The organism is Citrobacter sp. FP75 (assembly GCF_018342065.1).
Lineage (GTDB): Bacteria > Pseudomonadota > Gammaproteobacteria > Enterobacterales > Enterobacteriaceae > Citrobacter.
This window is the reverse complement of the sequence record NZ_JAFDOE010000005.1, coordinates 271,787-292,990: the sequence shown is the minus strand read 5'-3', so window position 1 is coordinate 292,990 and position 21,204 is coordinate 271,787. Positions and strand designations below refer to the sequence as shown.

Genomic DNA, 21,204 nt, shown 5'->3' with positions numbered 1-21,204 from the left:
TTGGGCGCTGTTTTTTTTTACCCTTGCACGTCCACGACTTTGATTTCAACCATCCCGATCCCCAGCTTACGCGGTGAGTGGCCCAGAATGTTGCCCTCGTTGGTGGCGATGGGATCGGGCGGGACAATGACCAGCGTGTCGGCGTCTGCCGGGTTATCAAAATGCAGCGTGGTGGTGCTGACATCATGGCTTAACACCAGCGTTTGTTCTTCGTTGCCGACGCGTACCGGGATAGGGCGATTGGCGTTGTCACCGAAGGCTTTAGCGGTGATCACCAGATCGAATTTCTTTGGCAACGGCGCGTTGTATTCGATTTTTACCTCTTCACTCAGCTGCGCGTTGGACCAGCGTCCCCAGGATTCGGGGCGTGAAATCCCGCTAAACTGTTTCACCTCTTCCGGCGCGCCGGCCACGTTAAAGATGAAGCTGTCGGCTTTGTAGCGAATGTCGTTATCGACAATTTTCAGCGTATCGACGTTACCTTTGTAGCGTTCCATGTCGATCACCGTATCTTTAAATGTGGTTTTACCTTGCCATTTGGCTTTATTGACGTGCTGCACGATTTGCTGCCCGCCCAGTTGTCCTTGCGATACGCACCAGTCGGTAGAGAGCGCCAGTTCCGGCGCCCACAGCTGGGCCATTTTGTAGCAGCGGTCGATCCAGACAAAGTTATCGCGCGGGGCGAAATCAGCCAGTTGGAAGCGCAGTGGGGCAGAGTATTCACTTTCCGGCAGCGGCTCAACGCGTTTGTCCGACACGCGCAGTAGCAGCGGCAGGCGGAAATGGCTGCCGGAGAAAGCGATCATACTTTTGTCTCTGTCGACGGTGAACGCTTTCATCTCTTTGGGGAAATTCCACAGACGAATAATATCGGGCTTCCAGGCCAACGTTTTTTCTTTGATGTTCAGGAACACTTCTGACACCGACTCGCTCGACAAGCTGCTGCGTCCGAGACCGATAAAGTTATCGCCGCCGAGAATATCCAGGACGGTCGCGCCGTTATCCATGGTGTTGCGCTTCACCGCCAGCGTCTCCTGCTGCGGCTTGTCGCCGCGCAGCACGAAGAACAGGTTGTTGCGATCCTGCTTGTTCAGGTACTTCCATGCGGTGTTGTTCATCGCCAGATGATCGGAAGAAACCACGATCACGGTGTCTTTAAACCACGGTGAGGCTTTGATTTTATTGATAAATTCGGCGATGTTTTCCTGGCTGCAGCTGACGGCGCTAAACGACAGGTTTATCTTTCCATCGACGTCATAGCGTTTACGGTTGCAGCTACGTGAGATAAACCCATCCGGGTGATGCGTGTCTACCGTCAGGGTAAACAGTGAAAAACGTTGGCCCGAGCGCGAAAGTGCTTCGAATTTTTTCCACGCTTCGTCCAGCACCGTGTCGTCGTAAAAACCCCAGTCGTTACGATAAGCCGGGTCCGCAACCACGCTTTTTAACTCTTCTGCGCCGTACAGATGATCAAAACCGTGGGATTTCAGGAACACGTCTTTCCCGGCAAAGCGCAGATTTGCGCCCTGCACAAAGTAGTTCTGGTAGCCGGAGTTCTTCAGGATATCGCCGAGGCAAATATTGTTTGGGAAGAAGCTGGAAACCGACGCTGAGGCGTTACCTTCAAACGGGGCAAACAGCGGAATGCCGCACTGCGAGGCGACCATGCCAGCGATGGTGTAATCCGTGCCCGGCAGCTGCATGGTATTGCTGAAATCCATTCCTTCGCTTTTTAATGCGCCGAGTTCCGGGGTCAGGTCCGGGAACGCGTCATTGTTAAAATAGGTTCGTTCGAGGCTTTCGCCGTAGATATACACCAGGTTCAGCTTCGGGTTGGGAATGGTTTTCGACGGCTCTTTGTAATATGCCGCGAAGTCCGGATCGCCATCGCGCGACTGGGATTTCACCAGTTCGGTTATCTGATGAAATGCCGGGCTGGCATCGACGGAAGCCAGAGCCAGCACCAACGCCAGCAGGCTGTAGCCAACGTGATGAGGATGGTGGCGACGGCGGCGAAGTACCCAACCCAGTGCGCCAAAGACTGCGGCCAGCGCCAGTGCAATCCCGACGCCTGGTAGAACATATTTGCCAAGGCCCGCGCCAGTCAGGCTGTTGGTCAGCGTGTATAGCACCGCGTCGTTGATGCCATCGCCGGTGAAATAGTCGCTGGCATACAGCGTGATATTCAGGACAATAAAAATCCCCAGCACCGTTAACGTGGCGGCAAACCACCAGGTGTTGCGACCCGCTTTCCAGGCGTAAATCAGTACCGAAGCGAGAAACAGAGTGATGGAGAATAATTCAGACAACGGACGATCCTCAGTAAGCCGGGCATATGCCTGGCAGGCTAATCATTTCTGGACAGTACAATGTAATAGCGTTGTTATATTGCTGCAATTGTAGTGACATTTAATTACGTTGTTATTCAGAATTGGTTTAGATATGCGTGTTTTTTGCGGGGGAATTACTGGTCATTTGATGTGTGAATGTAATGGAGTAAGCCAATTGATGCCGCGCAGGTTATACGCGGCATGTAGAGCCTCAGGAAATGAAGTTCATACCCTGTTTTAATACCAGATCGCAGGCCTTGGTTTTTACCTGCTTCGCCAGCGAGCTGTTACCAATCGTGTCCAGGTTAAGCTGTTGACCATCTTTGGCATTGAGCAGGCCCTGAATACCGTCCAGGTAGTTGGTATCTTTTTTCTGCTCCGTCGTGCCCAGGCCTAGTTTGTCCAGCACCTGATTTTTGACGTTTTCGGTATCGGTCACTGAGGCGAGTTTCTGTTTTGCACAATACTCCAGAATCCCGGCCGCGTTATTCATACTGTTTGAGGTGAGCGACTGATTGCTGCCCAGCAGGCTGGTCAGGGACGAGAGTGAGGTGCTGCCCTGTGAGCCAGCACTTTGCTTACTCAGTTCGCCAGCCGCGCTGGAGAGCGAATCCTGCCAGGAGGCAGCGAAAACGCTGGTGGAGAGAAGCGTGCTGGCGGCAACCGCACAGCACAGCAGACGTTTGGTCGTTTTTATCATTATATGCAACTCGTGTTATGCCTTTTCAACGCAGTATAGCGCTGCTGATGTTAGGAATGGTCTTAATACTCTTTGCCGGTTACGCGGCTGCGATAGCTTTCCCAGTTAAAAATCACCCACAGGCTATTGCCGAGTCGCATACGATCCATCACGCGCTCACCCAGCAGTTTGTTCATTTCATCCATATTGCTGTTGGTCAGCATGCCGGTCGGGCGCTTGGAGGAAGAACGACGATCGACGATCTGATTGATGATCACTTTTTCATAGCGGGATTCGGTCTGCATGCCGATCTCGTCGATCACCAGCAGATCCACGTTGCTGAGATCGTTGAGCAACTGCTCTTCGCTGGTTTCACGATTGCTGAACGTCTCTTTCATCGCCGACATGATGTCAGCCACGGTAATGATCAGCACCGACTTGCCGCGCAGCAACAGTTCGTTGCAGATGGCGGCGGCCAGATGGTTTTTTCCGGTGCCGGGTTTGCCGGAGAAGATAAAGCTGGCGATGTTGCCGTCAAACTCTTCAACGTACTGACGGGCTTTGCTCAGGGCGTTCATTTGTCCTTCGCACTCGACCCGATAGTTCTCAAACGAGCAGTTCTGGTGCAGTGGGCGGATACCGGAGCGGTTGAACGTGCGCTGCATTTTCATGGCCCGGTTCTCGCGCGCCAGCGCCGCGGCACGAATTTCACCCTGTTCTTTTTGCCACGCCAGCAGTTCCTCGCCCGTTTTGAATGCGGGCTCGACATTGGGCGGCATCATTTTTTGCAGACGTTTCATCAGGTCGCCAACGTTTTTCATCGTTATCCTCTAAAACCCGGTGGAATATGGCTGTCAGGTTCGCTGACACTGTTCACATCGCGCTTCGGCATTCCGCCATTGCTGGCCCGGCCAATCTGGATGCTGCGCGCGAGTTTTTGCTGCCACTGAATATGGTGAAAGACTTTGCCTTCGGCCTGCCAGTAGGCGACAAATGAGGCCAGTTCTTCGGCGGTAACCGGTTCTCTGAGCGCTACGCCCCACAAGGCGGCCTGGCGCTGAAAGTCAGCATCGGGCTGCCAGTCAGCGTACATTGGAAATTTCCCCATAGGTATGGCAACAGGTACCGCCTGAGGCTCTTCATAAAACTGCGCATCCAATGTTACATCGCTTCCCGGGCGTGACAGCTTTTCTTCAAGCGCCAATAGCTCAGCCAACCTGGCAGGGGTTACTGCGTAAAAGGCGGGCACATTATTGGCGAAAACGGCCACCGCGCCAGATGCTGACTTTGCCAGCACCGCGTTGTGGTCGTGTAATAAGGCGTCAATACCGATGACGTCTGGAGTCAAAACTTTGCAGGGCATAATGTTTCTCAATACTGAACAACAACCGAGAAGGGGACTGCTTTTATAGTAACACAGAGAAGAAGGAGAGCAGCAGAAGAGGGGGAGATTCCCCCTCAGTGGTGTGCTAAACGCGCGGGCGTTTGCGATACAGCCATAATCCTGGCACGGAAAGCCCGATGGACAGTGCGCCCACAATCGATGAGGCTTTCAGAAAGTTAGTCAGCAGAGTAATCATCAGTTCCTCGCTATAGCCGAAATGACCGATTTTTACCGCAGATATCATCGCGGTGTAGGCGGAGATCCCTGGGAACATGGGGATCACCGCCGCGACGGTGAAGACTTTCGGGTGCGCCAGATACCAGCGTGACCACTGGATTCCGATGCAGCCAACCAACAGGGAAGCCATAAAGGTTGACCATTCGATGTTGAATCCTGCAGTCATCATGACCATTCGTGAACCATGCCCGAGTGCGCCGAGTAACGCACACCAGGGGAGTGCCCGATGCGGTACGTTAAATACCATGGCAAAGCCTACGGCGGGGATCGCCGAGAGGATCATGTCCTGCATGAGTGCCAAAATGAAATCGATCACGCCCATCCGCGAAGCCCCCATAAGGTCATCGACATCACTACGCCAATGCAGGTCGCTAACGTCAGCAGACTGGCAATGGCCCAGCGCGCAAGACCCGTATTGATGTGACCCTTAAACATATCTGCAACTGAATTGATCAACGGAAAACCCGGAACCAGCAGCAGTACGCTGGCCGCCATGGCTACGGTGGAGGTGTGATTAAACGTTGGCAAAGTCAGCAGCAAGCCAGAAATAGTTGTAGCCACAAAGGCGGTGATACAGAAGTTGATTTGCGGATGCAAATGCCGGGAGGCCAGAGTCTGGCGGATATACATGGCGACCATGCTGGCGAAAAAGGTGATTACCGCGCCATCCCAACCGCCCTTATTGAGCTTACAGAAGCAGGCGCAGGACAAACCGACCATGAAGGCGACCAGCCATCTTGGATAGCGCAGCGGCTTAATCTGACTAAAGCGTTTCTCTACGCCTTTAACATCCAGCAGCTTGTGTTCCGCCAAAATTACGATGTGCTGCACTTCGGTCACAACGTGCATATTAATGCCGCGATCGTGATTTTTTCGGGTCGATGTCAGACATTGCCCGTCTTTAATGGTGGTCAGAACGATAGCGTTAGAGGAGATGGCGCTTTCTACGCTGTCCATGCCAAGCGCCAGCCCGAGGCGGGTGGAGAGTTCGTCAACCAGCGCGCTTTCCGCCCCGTGTTGCAGTAGAAAAAGTCCGCATTGTATACATAACCGTGTAACCGTTCGCTGTAACGACTGCTCTGTTTGCATGGCTCGCTCTGACTGAAAAGATACTCTCTGAATGACAACTGCCTTCTTTTTATCATGAAGCATGATCCCGTTGGCTCTGGCAAAGATCAATCTTTATGTTGAAAAAAGACGCAGCTCGTATGGTTTATGCATTTGAACAACCTCACTGTCTTATCAATGCGTTGTAATGTGAGTCGCGCCTACCTCAAAGTGGTGTTATTCGCATAGGCGACAATTATGTAAGCAATACTAATGATCTAATGTAGTTCTTTTAATTGTACAGATGATGTATTTATGCGCGATTGTGCAATAATGGTTTAATAGTTTGGTACTATGTGGATTATAGTATCGTAGCTTTGTTTTATTTAAATAAAACCAAGGATAAACAATTCACCTCGTCTATTGTTCGGCATTTTTCTTTTAATTAGTCTTATTTAATTAATCCGAAAAACTTGGATAAGTGCGATTACGGACAAGTGAATTTGGAGGGGTTATGTTGCCAGGACGCTGCAAGAACGCAATTATCATTAGTAAATTACCAATCATACAAACTGGGCTTAAAGGGGTGATGAAAGGGCAGTTTTCTGACTATGAACTGACCTACTGCCGCTCCGTAGAAGAACTTACTTTGCTGCAGTTGCGCTGCTCTGATCTGGTGATCGCCGATTTAACCGGGGACTGTAATAACCCGCGTGCAATCTGCGAACAGTATTATTCTTTACTGTCTCAATACCGTGATATCCACTGGGTTTTTCTCGTTTCACGGCTATTTTACCCTCTGGCGGTTGAATTGCTGATGTGTCCAGTCAGTTCGCTGTTATCTGATGCGGAATCGATTGAAAGCTTAGTGAATGTCATTCACGCGGGGAATACTCGCGCGGAGAGAATCAGCAAGACGCTGCTCTCTCCGCCAATAGTACCTGAAATACTGGATCATAGCGCACGGTCAATTGTTCTCACGCTTTCTGAAAGAAAAGTGTTACGGCTATTGGGAAAAGGCTGGGGGATTAACCAGATTGCGATGTTACTGAAGAAAAGTAATAAAACAATCAGCGCTCAGAAAAATAGCGCGATGCGTCGCTTGTCTGTCCATAGCAACGCAGAAATGTATGCATGGATAAACAGTTCTCAAGGAGCACGAGAACTGAATTTACCTTCAGTTTATGGAGAAACCACGGAATGGAAAGCGGAAGTAACAAAAGAAATGTCGCACTGGTAGAAAAATGTGCGATGAGTGGTGTCGGTATTAAGAGTTTATTTAATACCATGCCACATAGCCCATACAAACTTTATCAGTTTTCTAACCCAGCTGCCTTTAACCAGGAGATGTTAAAAACGTCTTTTTCTGCGGTTATTTTTTCACTTTCTGCATTAAGAGCGGACCGTCGAGCAGGACTGGTTTACCTGACCGACCTTGCTGTTAATTACCCGCGTATCCGGCGTGTGGTTATTGCTGATGATGATGCTGAAGTTCGTTTAATTAGCTCTCTTTCTCCGTTGCCACTGGATGGTGTTATCAGCAAAGCATCGTCATTAGATGTTTTACAGGAAGGGTTACTGGCTGCTTTGAATTGCGCCAGTCGGGGAACAGAAAGTACAAAAAACCTCTGGTTTATTAACCAAAATCGTATGTTGAGCCCCACAGAGCGCGAAATATTGCGTTTTATGTCGAATGGATACTCGATGCCACAGATTGCCATTCAGCTTGAACGGAACATTAAAACCATTCGGGCACATAAATTTAATGTGATGTCTAAACTGGGCGTGAACTCCGATGCGGGATTGCTGGATGCTGCTGACATTCTGCTGTATCTGCGTGCCGGGGAATCTGCGCCTTTTCTCCATGCGGTTTCATAACGGGCATTACTTGCGTGGTGTGTGCCGGGTTTACTTCCCGGCACAGGGTGAGAATTTATCACTGACACACATCAACCCAGGTGGCGGAAGTCAGTTCCGCCATTCTGTCTGGCGTGATACGGACCGCACTGTGCGTAGCCCCTGCAGCGGGAAGTACTTCAGCGTAGTGCTTCAGAGAGATATCGCAGTATACCGAGAGTGGTGTTTCCAGCCCAAAAGGACAGACGCCGCCAACGGGATGACCCGTTGCGTTGACAACTTCATCACTATTCAGCATGCGTGCTTTCGCGCCAAATGTATTTTTTAACTTCTTATTATCCAGACGCGCGTCGCCTTTGGCGACAACCAGGATAATGTCATTTTTCACCTTTAGAGAAAGCGTTTTAGCGATCTGACCTGGCTCAACGTTATGGGCTTTCGCTGCCAGATCGACGGTTGCCGTGCTCTGATCCAGTTCGATGATTTCAATATCCGGGGCATGCTCCGCCAGAAATTGCCGTACTGATTGCAAACTCATTCTTCTCTCCCGATAGCGTACAAGCAGTCCTGTACAGCAGAAAACCGCATGACGTAATTTGTCACAGGGGAAGCGTGGCTGTAAATATTTTATTGTTACAACATAGCAACATCAGCAGGACGTTTAAGGCGGGCAGAGAAGAAGAGGCTGCGCGCTTATTTCAGCGTGCAGTCGCCACATTGCTGGACATCGGGCAGACGGTAGCGTTGGCAGCAGGTTCTGCGAACTAATAGCCCATCACGCGGAACCACGGTGCGCCATAATGGATTATCCTCGCCGCAGGAGAGTTGTTTCTCAAAGAAGCAGGACTGGCGCAGTGTCGCCAGCAGTTCATCACCCAGTAGCGGCTTCATCTCTGTCAAATACCAGTGAATTAAGTATCCGGTGTTGCTCCAGATAAGCTTACCGTTGATCTCTCCCGTCGCCTCCAGGGCCTGGACGACTGGCGTCAGCGCAGAAAGAATCAGCGTTTCCATCCGCTGTTGGGGAGAGCGGGCGGTGGTCTGCATATCCTGATGAACGTCTATCCAGAAGCATGCTGCCCGGCCCGTTTCATGAAACTCGACGTGCATATGCTCTGGCGCAACGTCCATGGCGTTTTTTTGTGTCAGCAGCGCCACCATCAGCGGGGGCATCATCAGGCCGATATACCATTGCGCCCAGAGTGAAATCAGCGGTTTGTTTTCACGGGGTAACGCGGGCTGGTTGCGATAAATATGATCGGAATAGACTGCCAGGAGCGAGCTCAGCGTTGTGGATTGGGTCCATTCATGCAACGTCATGGCGCCTTGTGGGGGCGTCTCATCAAGACGAATAAAATCCAGCAGGTGCTCACGAGTTTGGGCGATGGTTGCGCGCACTGAATCGGCCAGCGAAGGCATCTCCGGGGGGAGGTGGCTGCGCCAGATGACATCTTCAACGATCGGTGCGGAACGATAAGCCATGGCTATATAAGGATGTTAATCTAAATGATAATGATTTCTAATCCTATAGCCGGTGGCTAGCGATGGCAAGATCTTTGTCGTGGTGTCGGGCGAAAGCGCACAGATAACGTAGGCTGGGTTAGACTATCCGCAAATCATCGCTGACCAGCGTGTTATTGCGCCCCTGTTTTTTGGCTTCGTAAAGGGCTTTATCCGCTTTACTGATTGCGGCATCAATATCCTGATCCACCAGCGGCGCAATGCCGATACTGACAGTCACGTTGGTTGCTACGTTTTCATTAAACATGTGGGGAATTTTAAGATCGTAGACTTTCTGGCGAATACGTTCGGCAGCTGTCTGCGCTTGTTGCGGATCGACTGCCGTCAGTAAAACCATAAACTCCTCACCGCCAAAGCGTGCCACAACATCCCGTGAGCGCACGGAGTCTCGAATGGCGGCGGAGACGCGAATCAGCGCCTGATCTCCCATCATGTGCCCATAATGGTCGTTATAGGCTTTGAAATGGTCAATATCCAGTAGCAGCACGTAATGCTTCGCGTTGCTCAGGGCCAGCAGCGTATCAAGTCGGTGTTGCAGTCCCCGGCGGTTATACAGACCGGTTAGCGGGTCGAGCATACTGAGGCCGTTCAGCGTTTCTCTCTCTTCCAAAAGTTTGTACATCAGTTGCTGAGCAAAACCGTCGTAGCGTTTTTGTATCACATGCTGAATGGCGATCCCCGCCATCGGCAGTGCCATAAAATAGATCACGCGCAGCCCATGTTCGCTGCCATTCAGCCACAAGCACACGGCAACTGAGGGGAGTGAATGGAGGGTAAAGGCGATGATATTATTGGCAAAAGCAATTGATCCAATAAACAGTACGCTGAGCAGCGCTATTAATAGAAAAGAATAATCGCTATGCCCCAGTAAGGTATATTTCTGGACGATATGCGCCGCCCATAGCACGCCAAAAATGGTTGAAATAAAAGGGAGATGAATCTTTTTATCCGTGTATTTTCCGTGCCACATCAGCAGTAGCGTGCTGGCGACAAAGATCAGTATCGCCGGGGGGGATAAGACTTTGACGGCAAAAAGCGGGAAAAAAAGGGTAAACACCGCGGATACTGCGTTAAGCAGCAGAAACAAGCGTAAGGAGAGTTGATATTTCTTTGTGCGCAGAGTTCGCCAGGATTGTACTGTCATAGGTAAAAATTGTTATTTATCTGCAATATGCGAAGGTGTGTTTGTAAAGGAAAAATAACGTGCGAAAAGTTATTCCCCCCCAGGTCATTATTGTTGTTTTTGTTGATAAGCTAACCGCCGAGCAATTTAGCACCTTCAATTATTCATGTCACCAATCGTTAAGTAAAACTCATATAATTGATAGCCTTTCTCGGCTGACAAATGAGAAAATATATCATATGATATTGGTTATCATTATCGATATTGTAGGTGAAACCATGTTGCAACGTGCGCTGGGTAGTGGATGGGGTGTGCTGCTGCCGGGGATATTCATTGCGGGTCTGGCTTTTGCTGACCTGTCAGTTTACGCATGGAAGGCGATGATTGTATTAGGATTACTGTTAACTTCACTCATGCTGTACCACAAGCGTTTACGGCATTTTGTTTTACTGCCTTCATGTGCAGCACTGATCGGTGGTGTGGTATTGATGATGATGAACTGGAATCAGGGATGAGCAAAACAGGAAAGAGAATCGAGAGGAAAATAAGATAATTGGTGCGAGGGGGGGGACTCGAACCCCCACATCCTAAGGACACTAACACCTGAAGCTAGCGCGTCTACCAATTCCGCCACCTTCGCACAGTTATCTTACTTTTCTTGATATTGCCTCGTTGGTGCGAGGGGGGGGACTCGAACCCCCACATCCTAAGGACACTAACACCTGAAGCTAGCGCGTCTACCAATTCCGCCACCTTCGCCCAGTGCGAGCAATATCAAACGTGGATTATGGTGCGAGGGGGGGGACTTGAACCCCCACGTCCGTAAGGACACTAACACCTGAAGCTAGCGCGTCTACCAATTCCGCCACCTTCGCATACCATCGACACTCAAAAAGTATCGTTACCACGGAGGCGCATTCTAGTGGTTTTCAGTTTTTCGTCAATAGTTAATTGCGCAGTCTGGGTCGATTGGTGCAAAAACGGCCATGTGCATGGCCGTGATTAATTCCCGTCAGGCTTTCTTCGCCTGGCGGGTCAACACTGTGCGGTACACCTTAAAACGACCTGTCTGGGCGATGACTTCATGGAAGCCAAACATTTCATCCAGCACTTTCGGATATGGCAGGAAGGCATTGGCCACAATACGCAGTTCACCGCCGCTGTTCAGATGGCGCACCGCGCCGCGGATCAGCGTTTGTGCTGCATCGAGGCTGGTTTGCATCCCGTCATGGAACGGCGGGTTAGAGATGATCATGTCAAAGCGCCCGGTCACGTCAGAAAAGACGTTGCTGGCGAAGACGTCACCTTCAATACCGTTTGCCGCAAGCGTCGCCCGGCTGGCTTCAACCGCCGATGCGCTGACATCGCATAGGGTCAGGCGCACTTTCGGTGAATGGCTGGCTAATGCCACGGAAAGAACACCAGCGCCGCAGCCGACATCCAGCACTTTACCTTTGGTGTGCGGCGTCAGGGTTGAGAGCAGCAGCTGGCTGCCGACATCCAGACCGTCACGGCTGAACACACCCGGCAGCGTTTTGATGGTCAGATTGTCGACGCTGTATTCGTCCCAGTATTTTTCTGCATCAAAGACCGGCTGTTTTTCCAGGCGACCGTGGTAGAGACCACAGCGGCGCGCGCTGTCGATTTTATTCAGCGGTGCATATTCGGCCAGCATCTGTTCCGCGCTGCGTACGCCGCTGCGGTTCTCGCCAACGACAAAAATATCGGTGCCGACCGGTAGCAGCGACAGAATGTTCATCAGCTGGAACTGGGCTTCCGGTTTATTCTTCGGCCAGTAGTAGACCAGTGTATCGCTGTCCGCGACATCTTCGGCTTTTGCAACGAGGCTAAAGCGTACGTTGTCACCCATCTGGCGGTTTAACACCTGCCAGTGGTGGAGTTGTTGGGTATGTGCGCGGCTGGCGGCACTTTCGAAATGGGCAGGCAGGTCATCCTGCAAATCACCGGCAAACAGAATACGGCTTTGTTCGAAATCATCACTGTGACGCAGCAAGACTTCACTTGCCGGGGTAAAAGCAGACATGGAATGCTCCTCAATTTATACAGGTTGCGATTATATACACAAAATCAGTCAAGCTGAATCAAGGCGGCATGCGGGATGACGTGTATCGTTGTTTGTTGGCGTAGATTCGACAGATTTGCTATATTTGCGCCCCTGATAGACAGGAGTGTTTCGCTATGACATCCCGACGAGACTGGCAGTTACAGCAACTGGGCATTACGCAGTGGTCGCTGCGTCGTCCTGGCGTACTGCAGGGCGAGATCGCGATTTCAATTCCTGCGCATGTCCGTTTGGTGATGGTTGCTGCAGAGTTACCCGCGTTAACCGAACCGTTGATGGACGATATTTTACGCGCATTGACCGTCAGTGCGGATCAGGTTTTACAACTGACCCCTGACCGTGTCGCCATGCTGCCACAAGGCAGTCGCTGTAATAGCTGGCGGCTGGGAACCGAAGTGCCTCTGCAACTGGATGGCGCTCAGGTCGCCACTCCTGCGTTTAATGAATTACGGGAAAACCCAGCGGCACGCGCCGCGTTATGGCAACAAATCTGCGCATATGAACACGATTTCTTCCCTCAGTCCGACTGATTTACCCGCAGCATTTCAGATTGAAAAACGTGCCCATGCCTTTCCATGGAGCGAGAAAACCTTTGCCAGCAACCAGGGCGATCGCTATCTCAACTATCAGTTAACCGTTGACGGAACGATGGCTGCCTTTGCGATCACGCAGGTCGTGCTGGATGAGGCAACGCTGTTTAACATCGCCGTCGATCCTGATTTTCAGCGGCGGGGTTTAGGGCGTGAGCTACTGGAGTACCTGATCGACGAGCTGGAAAAGCGTAGCATTCTGACGCTGTGGTTAGAAGTGCGTGCCTCGAACGCTGCGGCGATTGCGCTGTATGAAAGCCTGGGCTTTAACGAGGCGACGATCCGCCGCAATTACTACCCGACAGCCGACGGTCATGAAGACGCCATTATTATGGCATTGCCAATCAGTATGTAAGACAAGGTGTAATGATGATGAAGTGGGACTGGATTTTCTTTGATGCCGATGAAACGCTGTTCACATTTGACGCGTTTACCGGCCTACAGCGGATGTTTCTCGACTACAGCATTACCTTTACCGCTGAGGATTTTCAGGACTACCAGGCCGTGAATAAACCGCTGTGGGTGGATTATCAAAACGGTGCAATTACCTCATTGCAACTGCAGCATGCCCGTTTCCTGAGCTGGGCTGAGCGTCTGAACGTGCCGCCGGGTTCTCTCAATGATGCTTTTATTAATGCGATGGCAGAAATTTGCTCTCCGTTACCGGGGGCTGTGTCGCTGCTGAATACGATACGTGGTAAAACGAAAATCGGCATTATTACCAACGGCTTTACCGCATTGCAGCAAATCCGTCTTGAGCGCACCGGGCTGCGCGATCACTTCGACCTGATGGTTATTTCTGAAGAGGTTGGCGTGGCAAAACCCGACCCGCGCATTTTTGATTATGCGCTGGAGCAGGCGGGCAACCCTGACCGCTCCCGCGTGCTGATGGTCGGTGACACGGCGGAGTCCGATATTCTGGGTGGCATCAATTCCGGGTTATCAACCTGCTGGCTAAATGCGCACCAACGCGCGCAACCGGCGGGCATTCAGCCGACCTGGACCGTGGCTTCATTAAGCGAACTGGAGCAACTGCTGTGTAAACACTGATTGCCTCCCCCCCGTTGATGGGTAAAATAGCCGCAATTTTTCGTATTCAACATGCCCGGCCTGACGCCGTGCTTACCTAAGAAGATTTGACTATGACGTTGTCTCCTTTTTTGCAAGAGGTGGCCAAACGCCGCACTTTTGCCATTATTTCTCACCCGGATGCCGGTAAAACGACTATCACCGAAAAGGTGCTGTTATTCGGACAGGCTATCCAGACCGCGGGTACGGTAAAAGGCCGTGGCTCTAACCAGCACGCGAAATCAGACTGGATGGAGATGGAAAAGCAGCGTGGTATCTCCATTACCACGTCCGTAATGCAATTTCCGTATCATGATTGCCTGGTCAATCTGCTGGATACCCCGGGGCACGAAGACTTCTCTGAAGATACTTACCGTACGCTGACGGCGGTCGACTGCTGCCTGATGGTCATCGACGCCGCGAAAGGTGTCGAAGACCGTACCCGCAAGTTGATGGAAGTTACGCGTCTGCGCGATACGCCGATCCTGACGTTTATGAACAAACTCGACCGTGATATCCGCGACCCGATGGAGCTGCTGGATGAAGTCGAAAACGAACTGAAAATCGGCTGCGCGCCGATTACCTGGCCGATTGGCTGCGGTAAGTTGTTCAAAGGCGTTTACCACCTGTATAAAGACGAAACTTACCTGTACCAGACCGGTAAAGGCCACACTATCCAGGACGTTCGTATTGTTAAAGGTCTGAATAACCCGGAGCTTGATGCCGCCGTTGGTGAAGACCTGGCGCAGCAACTGCGTGACGAACTGGAACTGGTGCAGGGGGCCTCTAACGAGTTCGACCAGGAGCTGTTCCTCGCGGGTGAAATCACCCCGGTCTTCTTCGGGACCGCGCTGGGTAACTTCGGCGTTGACCATATGCTGGACGGTCTGGTGGAGTGGGCGCCTGCGCCAATGCCGCGCAAAACCGATACCCGCGTGGTCGAAGCAGCAGAAGAGAAGTTCACCGGTTTTGTGTTTAAAATTCAGGCCAATATGGACCCGAAACACCGCGACCGCGTGGCGTTCATGCGCGTGGTTTCCGGCAAGTACGAGAAGGGCATGAAAATGCGCCAGGTGCGTATTGGTAAAGACGTGGTGATTTCCGATGCGCTGACCTTTATGGCTGGCGACCGTTCTCACGTGGAAGAAGCGTATCCGGGCGATATCCTCGGTCTGCACAACCACGGCACCATTCAGATCGGCGACACCTTTACTCAAGGCGAAATGATGAAGTTCACCGGTATTCCGAACTTCGCGCCGGAACTGTTCCGTCGTATTCGCCTGAAAGATCCGCTGAAGCAAAAACAACTGCTGAAAGGGCTGGTGCAGCTTTCTGAAGAAGGGGCGGTGCAGGTCTTCCGTCCGATTGCCAACAATGACCTGATCGTCGGTGCCGTCGGTGTGCTGCAGTTTGACGTCGTCGTGTCACGCCTGAAGAGCGAATACAACGTTGAAGCGATCTACGAGTCGGTCAACGTGGCGACTGCGCGCTGGGTAGAATGCTCAGACGTGAAGAAATTCGAAGAGTTTAAGCGTAAAAACGAAATTCAGCTGGCGCTGGATGGCGGCGATAACCTGACCTATATCGCGCCCACCATGGTTAACCTGAACCTCACCCAGGAACGTTATCCTGACGTTACGTTCCGTAAAACACGCGAACACTAATCGACCTTCCAGGGTGCGGCATATGCCGTACCCTGCGACTTTCCCTGCCTTATTAATCCCTTACGGAATGTTCTTAAATCCTGCCCTTTTTCCTTATTTTGTCTGTTTTTTAACCGTATTTGTCTGCGGCATCAAAATTGTGATCTATATTTAACAATGTGATGACATAAATATCGGCTTTAAATTCTACGTTAATTTCTCATCTTAGTTGTTTTAGCTGATATTTATTTCGATTACGAGATTAGTTGCTGGCTCAGCCCGATAAGCGGCAGAGCATCGATATGAGCAAAAAAAGGATTACATCGATGACAATGACAAAATTGAAGATTTCTAAAACGCTGCTGGCTGTGATGCTGACTTCTGCTGTTGCTACGGGTTCTGCATTTGCAGAGAACGCGACGACAGATAAAGGGCAATCCGGTCTTGAAAGCGCAGGGCAGAAAGTCGATAGCTCAATGAACAAAGTCGGTGACTTTATGGATGACAGCTCCATCACCGCAAAAGTGAAGGCCGCGCTGGTGGATCACGAAAGCATTAAGAGCACCGATATCTCCGTCAAAACAGACCAGAAAGTGGTCACGCTAAGCGGGTTTGTTGAAAGCCAGGCACAGGCAGAAGAAGCCGTCAAGGTGGCGAAAGGCGTTGAGGGAGTCACCTCCGTAAGCGACAAATTGCACGTACGTGACAGCAAAAGCACCTCTGTAACAGGTTATGCGGGCGATACGGCAACCACCAGTGAAATCAAAGCGAAATTACTGGCTGATGACATCGTTCCTTCCCGTAAGGTGAAAGTGGAGACCACTGATGGCGTGGTTCAGCTTTCCGGTACCGTTGACTCACAGGCGCAAATTGAGCGTGCTGAGAGTATCGCCAAAGCCGTTGATGGCGTGAAAAGCGTTAAAAACGACCTCAAAACTCAGTAATTCGACTTAATTCGTCCTCCTGACGTTTGTCGGGAGGAGTGTTGTGCACCACACTAAAATATCGCAATGGGTGGCCTGAGCATCCATTTCAAGCGGTTGACATTAACTATGGTAAAGGAGAAGCGTATGTTTCGTTGGGGCATCATATTTCTGGTTATCGCGTTAATTGCCGCCGCTCTGGGCTTTGGTGGACTGGCGGGTACCGCTGCAGGTGCAGCGAAAATTGTTTTTGTTGTGGGGATTATCCTGTTCCTGGTCAGCCTGTTCACCGGGCGTAAACGACCCTAGCCTGGATCCGTAAAGAAAAATTGCTACTCAGCCAGTCCAGTGGACTGGCTTTTACGGTTTTAGAGATGCGCAATTTGCGTTACTTTGTCGCTCTATCATAAAAAAAACAGGAAGGCAGAGGTGGGGCAGAGAATACCCGTCACGCTCGGTAATATTGCGCCGTTATCGTTACGTCCGTTTCAACCAGGCAGTATGGCGCTGGTGTGTGAGGGCGGCGGACAAAGGGGAATTTTCACCGCAGGCGTGCTGGATGAGTTTATGCGCGCGCAATTTAATCCCTTCGATCTCTTCTACGGAACGTCCGCTGGCGCGCAAAATCTCTCGGCCTATCTCTGCAACCAGCCAGGTTACGGGCGCAAAGTGATTATGCGATACACCACCCGACGCGAATTCTTTGACCCGGTGCGGTTCGTGCGCGGGGGAAATCTTATCGATCTCGACTGGCTGGTGGAGGCCACCGCCGCGCAGATGCCGCTGGCGATAGACAACGCAGAACAACTGTTTGCCGCGGGAAAAGCGTTTTACATGTGCGCCTGCCGGGGAGATGACTACACGCCGGGCTATTTTTCGCCGAACCGACAAAACTGGCTCGACCTCCTGCGTGCATCCAGCGCCATTCCGGGGTTTTATCGTAGCGGGGTAGCCCTGGATGGAGTGAATTATCTGGACGGCGGGGTAAGCGATGCTATCCCCGTTCAGGAGGCGGTAAAGCAGGGGGCAAAAACGCTGGTGGTGATCCGCACCGTGCCGTCGCAAATGTATTACACCCCACAGTGGTTTAAGCGTATGGAGCGCTGGCTGGGGGAAAGCAGCCTGCAGCCACTGGTGAATCTGGTGCAGCATCATGAGGCCAGCTACCGTGCCATTCAAAGTTTTATTGAAAAACCACCGGGTAAGCTGCGTCTCTTTGAGATCTATCCGCCAAAGCCGCTCCACAGTATGGCGCTGGGTAGCCGTATCCCGGCCCTGCGTGAAGACTACAAAACCGGGCGCCTTTGTGGACGCTACTTTTTGGCGACTATCGGTAAATTGCTGGCGAAAAACGCGCCGTTGCCCCGCCAGACGCCGAAGATTATGGTGCCTGGACCGGTGGTGGTCCCTCCGGCGCCGGTTGCCAACGACGCTCTTGCGCCAGTGGTAGCCGATACGCCTCAGGCCAACGACACCACGTTTAACCATGAGGATCTGGCGTGAGCTATCGGTTTATCGATACGCATTGTCATTTTGATTTTCCGCCTTTTACCGGCAACGAATCCGCCAGCCTGCAGCATGCCTGTGAAGCCGGTGTGGGCAGTATTATTGTTCCGGCTACCGAGGCGGCGAACTTTACCCGTGTGCTGGCGTTAGCGCAAACCTACCCCCCGTTGTTTGCCGCACTGGGTTTACATCCGATTGTGATTGAACATCATGACGACGACGCCCTGGACCACCTGCAACAGGTGCTGGAAAAGCGTCCGCAGAAGGTGGTGGCGATAGGGGAGATAGGGCTGGATCTGTATCGTGACGATCCGCAGTTCGACAAGCAGGAGCGGATGCTGGACGCGCAGCTTCAGCTGGCGAAGCGTTACGAACTGCCGGTGATCCTGCATTCACGACGTACCCATGACAAGCTGGCGATGCACCTTAAACGTTATGCATTGCCGCGTACTGGCGTGGTGCACGGCTTCGCCGGAAGTGTGCAGCAGGCAGAACGCTTTGTGCAGCTGGGATACAAAATTGGCGTGGGCGGGACCATTACCTATCCCCGCGCCAGCAAAACGCGAGAGGTGATGGCGCAATTGCCGCTGGAATCACTGTTGCTGGAAACCGACGCGCCGGATATGCCGCTGAATGGTTTTCAGGGGCAGCCCAACCGTCCGGAGCAGGTGGTCAGGGTGTTTGAGGTATTATGCCAGTTGCGCCCGGAGCCGGCGGATGTAATAGCCGAGGCGCTGTATCGTAATACCACGACGTTGTTTGATGTTTGATTACCGGCCACACACCTACAGGTATAACGCCGGGAAAATCAGGTTATCCACCCCTCGCTCCTGTAACCCTTTTGCCAGACACTCCACATCCTCAGGCGTCGCGCCCGGCCAGGCTTTGGCTTCACCATATACGCCATGCGCATGAAAGGCGTTAAGCCGTACCGGCACCTTGCTTAGCTGGCTAATAAACGCCGCCAGGGGATCGATATGCTGCAGATAATCCACCAGGCCGGGGATCACCAGCAGGCGCAGTTCCGCCAGTTTTCCCCGTTCCGCCAGAAAGAGAATACTGCGTTTGATCGCTGCGTTATCGCGTCCGGTGAGCTGCAAATGACATTCGCTGTCCCAGGCTTTTAAATCCAGCATCACGCCGTCGCAAACTGGCAGCAGCTTCTCCCAGCCGGTTTCACGCAGCATGCCGTTGCTGTCTACCATGCAGGTCAGGTGCTGCAGGTGAGGATCGGCTTTGATCGCTGAGAACAGTGCAATCACAAAGGGAAGCTGCGTCGTCGCCTCACCGCCGCTAACGGTAATCCCTTCAATAAACAATGATGCTTTACGAATATGGCGCAGCACCTCATCGATGCTCATCGTCTGCGCCATCGGCGTAGCCTGCTGTGGGCACATCTGCAGGCAGGTGTCGCACTGCTGGCAAACATCGGATTGCCACCATACTTTCCCTGCACTCAGGCTTAATGCGTCATGCGGGCAATGCAGCACACATTCCCCGCAATCGTTGCAGCGGCCCATCGTCCACGGATTGTGGCAATTCTTACAGCGCAGATTGCACCCCTGCAGGAACAGGGCCAGACGACTGCCTGGCCCGTCGACGCAGGAGAAAGGGATCAGCTTACTTACTGAAGCGCATCTGCTGTTCATGGCTAATCACGCGAGGTTGTCGTTGCAGAATACGCGTATTGCGCGCGGCTTCTTCGCCCAGCCAGGTGGTGTTGGTGCGAGAGCCTTCGCTACGGTATTTTTCCAGATCCGACAGGCGCACCATATAACCGGTGACGCGAACCAGATCGTTGCCGCTGACGTTGGCGGTAAATTCACGCATTCCTGCTTTAAATGCCCCAAGGCAAAGCTGTACCAGCGCCTGTGGGTTACGCTTGATGGTTTCATCCAGCGTGAGAATGTCGCTGATCCCGGCATGATAATACGTGTGATGCGGGGCCACAGTTTGCAGATGGGTGATGGGATCCGGCTCATCGCCGTAAGGCAGACGCGCGCCCGGCGTGGTGCCGATGTCAGAACTGATCCCCGACTGTGCATGCAGCATCGCGCGCTGCTTCCAGCCGTATTTTACCGGCGTGTTTGCCACAAAGTCGGCAAGCTGGGCGCTGATGCGATAGCCCAACTCATTGGCGCTCTCATCTTTCCCGTAGCGTGCGTTCAGCCCGGCTTTCTCACACAACAGGTTTACCGCCTCCGCCAGGCCATACATCCCGAACATAGGCACAAAACGTTCGGGATCAATCAACCCTTCCTGTACCAGGAAGCTATTCTCAAAGAAATGTGATTTCTCATAGAGGAATTCACACCGTGAATTAATGATGGCGATTTGCTGCTGGCAGTAATGCGGCAGGGTGCGCGTAAAGAAGTCAGCGACAGACGTGCTGCGCTCTGCGATGGCTTTCAGATTTAGTCTGACCAGCGTACTTCCGCCACCTGCCAGCGGTAGCGAGTTGTAACAACTGACGACGCCATAGTGGCCTTTTGTGAAAATTTTATCATTTTCAGGGCCGTTAGAAATGTGCGGCTTACTGCATTCGCAAATATTTTGTGCCACGTTCAACAGCAGATCGTCAGGGGTAATTTGTGGGTCATAAATAAAGGTTAGATTAGGCGAAACCTGCTTTAGTTCTGCATCTGCACGTAAAATTGCGCGTGTAATTGGCGTATCCGCAGGGCCAATATTGGCATGCATAAAGGCGTCTGGCAGGGTTCTGTCGAGATAACGCCAGAAACGTTTTATTCGAATATCGATCTCATCTTGTGTTAGAATTCTAACATACGGTTGCAGCAGGGTGTCGAGTTGACCGAGGTAGACCGGCATCGACGTCACTGATGGAACGTGGTGGTACAGAATGGTGAGCAAGGACAATGCGTCGTCAAGATCCTGTGCGCCTTCCAGCTCCAGCCAGGCTGAACCGTTGGCCAGAAAATGGGCGTAATTGGGTAAAACATAGCGTGGCTTGAACGGGGCATGACCTTCGTACATATCGCAGATAACCCCGTCATCCAGCGCCTGGCGTGCTTCGGCAGATAGTTGCGGATACGGCAGCGCGTTTTCTGCTTCCAGCGCCAGAAAATGGCGTTTCTGCTCAGGGCTGAGCACCGGGCTGGTCACGATTTGTTGGCAGCGCTGTTGCAGCGCGAGATCGCTTGAAGTGGGCATCGTTGATTCCTTTATGTGCCGAAGGTGTAGGGCCATTGTAGA

23 protein-coding genes and 3 tRNA genes are annotated in these 21,204 nt (G+C 52.0%); 11 read left to right on the top strand and 15 right to left on the bottom strand.

Going from position 1 to position 21,204, the window contains the following annotated elements:
• Positions 1-17: 17 nt before the first annotated feature.
• The 6 genes from opgB to JQ822_RS18155 form a co-directional block, all read right to left on the bottom strand.
• Complete coding sequence (gene opgB / locus JQ822_RS18180) at positions 18-2,309, bottom strand: phosphatidylglycerol--membrane-oligosaccharide glycerophosphotransferase (RefSeq protein ID WP_213134633.1); 2,292 nt, start codon at positions 2,307-2,309, stop codon at positions 18-20.
• A gap of 232 nt (positions 2,310-2,541) precedes the next feature.
• Positions 2,542-3,030: a DUF2501 domain-containing protein gene (locus JQ822_RS18175; protein ID WP_213134632.1), complete on the bottom strand. Its 489-nt coding sequence runs from the start codon at positions 3,028-3,030 to the stop codon at positions 2,542-2,544.
• A 62-nt stretch (positions 3,031-3,092) separates the two neighbouring features.
• Positions 3,093-3,830, bottom strand: coding sequence for a DNA replication protein DnaC (dnaC, locus tag JQ822_RS18170; protein WP_003019133.1), 738 nt, complete (start codon positions 3,828-3,830; stop codon positions 3,093-3,095).
• Positions 3,831-3,832: 2 nt separating this feature from the next.
• Positions 3,833-4,372, bottom strand: a complete 540-nt coding sequence (gene dnaT, locus JQ822_RS18165; protein WP_213134631.1) for a primosomal protein DnaT — start codon at positions 4,370-4,372, stop codon at positions 3,833-3,835.
• A 106-nt stretch (positions 4,373-4,478) separates the two neighbouring features.
• Positions 4,479-4,952 (bottom strand): threonine/serine exporter, encoded by a 474-nt coding sequence (locus tag JQ822_RS18160; RefSeq protein ID WP_213134630.1) that lies wholly within the window; start codon positions 4,950-4,952, stop codon positions 4,479-4,481.
• Positions 4,943-5,719, bottom strand: coding sequence for a threonine/serine ThrE exporter family protein (locus tag JQ822_RS18155; protein WP_213134629.1), 777 nt, complete (start codon positions 5,717-5,719; stop codon positions 4,943-4,945). The genes JQ822_RS18160 and JQ822_RS18155 overlap by 10 nt, the downstream gene beginning before the upstream one ends.
• A 472-nt stretch (positions 5,720-6,191) precedes the next feature.
• Here JQ822_RS18155 and JQ822_RS18150 point away from each other — a divergent pair, with 472 nt between their 5' ends.
• Both JQ822_RS18150 and bglJ read left to right on the top strand, forming a co-directional pair.
• Entirely contained in the window at positions 6,192-6,917 is a 726-nt protein-coding gene (locus JQ822_RS18150) for a helix-turn-helix transcriptional regulator (protein ID WP_213134628.1), read from the top strand.
• Complete coding sequence (gene bglJ, locus JQ822_RS18145) at positions 6,878-7,555, top strand: DNA-binding transcriptional activator BglJ (RefSeq protein ID WP_213134627.1); 678 nt, start codon at positions 6,878-6,880, stop codon at positions 7,553-7,555. Before JQ822_RS18150 ends, bglJ begins: the two co-directional genes overlap by 40 nt.
• A 58-nt stretch (positions 7,556-7,613) precedes the next feature.
• On the opposite strand, the gene JQ822_RS18140 is transcribed toward bglJ, so the two are convergent.
• The 3 genes from JQ822_RS18140 to JQ822_RS18130 all read right to left on the bottom strand — a co-directional run bounded on the left by JQ822_RS18140 (position 7,614) and on the right by JQ822_RS18130 (position 10,199).
• The gene (locus JQ822_RS18140) at positions 7,614-8,072 is read right to left on the bottom strand and encodes a YbaK/EbsC family protein (RefSeq protein WP_213134626.1); all 459 of its coding nucleotides are present in this window, start codon (positions 8,070-8,072) and stop codon (positions 7,614-7,616) included.
• Positions 8,073-8,227: 155 nt separating this feature from the next.
• Positions 8,228-9,016, bottom strand: a complete 789-nt coding sequence (fhuF, locus tag JQ822_RS18135; protein ID WP_213134625.1) for a siderophore-iron reductase FhuF — start codon at positions 9,014-9,016, stop codon at positions 8,228-8,230.
• Positions 9,017-9,134: 118 nt separating this feature from the next.
• Positions 9,135-10,199 (bottom strand): GGDEF domain-containing protein, encoded by a 1,065-nt coding sequence (locus JQ822_RS18130; protein WP_213134624.1) that lies wholly within the window; start codon positions 10,197-10,199, stop codon positions 9,135-9,137.
• A gap of 257 nt (positions 10,200-10,456) precedes the next feature.
• Between JQ822_RS18130 and JQ822_RS18125 the strand changes: the two genes are divergently transcribed.
• Entirely contained in the window at positions 10,457-10,693 is a 237-nt protein-coding gene (locus tag JQ822_RS18125) for a DUF1435 domain-containing protein (protein ID WP_135324943.1), read from the top strand.
• A gap of 39 nt (positions 10,694-10,732) precedes the next feature.
• Here the strand turns inward: JQ822_RS18125 and JQ822_RS18120 are convergent.
• From JQ822_RS18120 to rsmC, 4 genes are all read right to left on the bottom strand, one after another.
• Positions 10,733-10,818 (bottom strand) — tRNA-Leu (locus JQ822_RS18120).
• Positions 10,819-10,851: 33 nt separating this feature from the next.
• Positions 10,852-10,937, bottom strand: a tRNA-Leu gene (locus JQ822_RS18115).
• 29 nt (positions 10,938-10,966) lie between these two features.
• Positions 10,967-11,053, bottom strand: a tRNA-Leu gene (locus tag JQ822_RS18110).
• A gap of 137 nt (positions 11,054-11,190) precedes the next feature.
• Complete coding sequence (gene rsmC / locus JQ822_RS18105) at positions 11,191-12,222, bottom strand: 16S rRNA (guanine(1207)-N(2))-methyltransferase RsmC (protein WP_213134623.1); 1,032 nt, start codon at positions 12,220-12,222, stop codon at positions 11,191-11,193.
• A 155-nt stretch (positions 12,223-12,377) separates the two neighbouring features.
• Here rsmC and JQ822_RS18100 point away from each other — a divergent pair, with 155 nt between their 5' ends.
• The 8 genes from JQ822_RS18100 (at position 12,378) to JQ822_RS18065 (ending at position 18,761) form a co-directional block, all read left to right on the top strand.
• Positions 12,378-12,791 (top strand): DNA polymerase III subunit psi, encoded by a 414-nt coding sequence (locus tag JQ822_RS18100; protein WP_213134622.1) that lies wholly within the window; start codon positions 12,378-12,380, stop codon positions 12,789-12,791.
• Positions 12,760-13,206, top strand: coding sequence for a ribosomal protein S18-alanine N-acetyltransferase (gene rimI / locus JQ822_RS18095; RefSeq protein WP_213134621.1), 447 nt, complete (start codon positions 12,760-12,762; stop codon positions 13,204-13,206). The genes JQ822_RS18100 and rimI overlap by 32 nt, the downstream gene beginning before the upstream one ends.
• 17 nt (positions 13,207-13,223) lie before the next feature.
• Positions 13,224-13,901, top strand: a complete 678-nt coding sequence (gene yjjG / locus JQ822_RS18090) for a pyrimidine 5'-nucleotidase (RefSeq protein ID WP_213134678.1) — start codon at positions 13,224-13,226, stop codon at positions 13,899-13,901.
• A gap of 92 nt (positions 13,902-13,993) precedes the next feature.
• Positions 13,994-15,583 carry a peptide chain release factor 3 gene (prfC, locus tag JQ822_RS18085; RefSeq protein WP_213134620.1) on the top strand — a complete coding sequence of 530 codons (1,590 nt, stop codon included), beginning with the start codon at positions 13,994-13,996 and terminating at the stop codon, positions 15,581-15,583.
• Between the two features lie 305 nt (positions 15,584-15,888).
• A complete protein-coding gene (osmY, locus tag JQ822_RS18080) occupies positions 15,889-16,506 on the top strand; it encodes a molecular chaperone OsmY (protein ID WP_213134619.1) in 618 nt (205 codons plus the stop codon).
• 126 nt (positions 16,507-16,632) lie between these two features.
• A complete protein-coding gene (locus tag JQ822_RS18075) occupies positions 16,633-16,794 on the top strand; it encodes a DUF1328 domain-containing protein (RefSeq protein ID WP_003019081.1) in 162 nt (53 codons plus the stop codon).
• 120 nt (positions 16,795-16,914) lie between these two features.
• A complete protein-coding gene (locus JQ822_RS18070) occupies positions 16,915-17,988 on the top strand; it encodes a patatin-like phospholipase family protein (protein WP_213134618.1) in 1,074 nt (357 codons plus the stop codon).
• Positions 17,985-18,761, top strand: a complete 777-nt coding sequence (locus JQ822_RS18065; protein WP_213134617.1) for a metal-dependent hydrolase — start codon at positions 17,985-17,987, stop codon at positions 18,759-18,761. The genes JQ822_RS18070 and JQ822_RS18065 overlap by 4 nt, the downstream gene beginning before the upstream one ends.
• Before the next feature lie 15 nt (positions 18,762-18,776).
• Here the strand turns inward: JQ822_RS18065 and JQ822_RS18060 are convergent, their stop codons facing one another.
• Entirely contained in the window at positions 18,777-19,640 is an 864-nt protein-coding gene (locus tag JQ822_RS18060; RefSeq protein ID WP_213134616.1) for a YjjW family glycine radical enzyme activase, read from the bottom strand.
• Positions 19,612-21,162, bottom strand: a complete 1,551-nt coding sequence (locus tag JQ822_RS18055) for a YjjI family glycine radical enzyme (RefSeq protein ID WP_213134615.1) — start codon at positions 21,160-21,162, stop codon at positions 19,612-19,614. The genes JQ822_RS18060 and JQ822_RS18055 overlap by 29 nt, the downstream gene beginning before the upstream one ends.
• Positions 21,163-21,204: the final 42 nt, after the last annotated feature.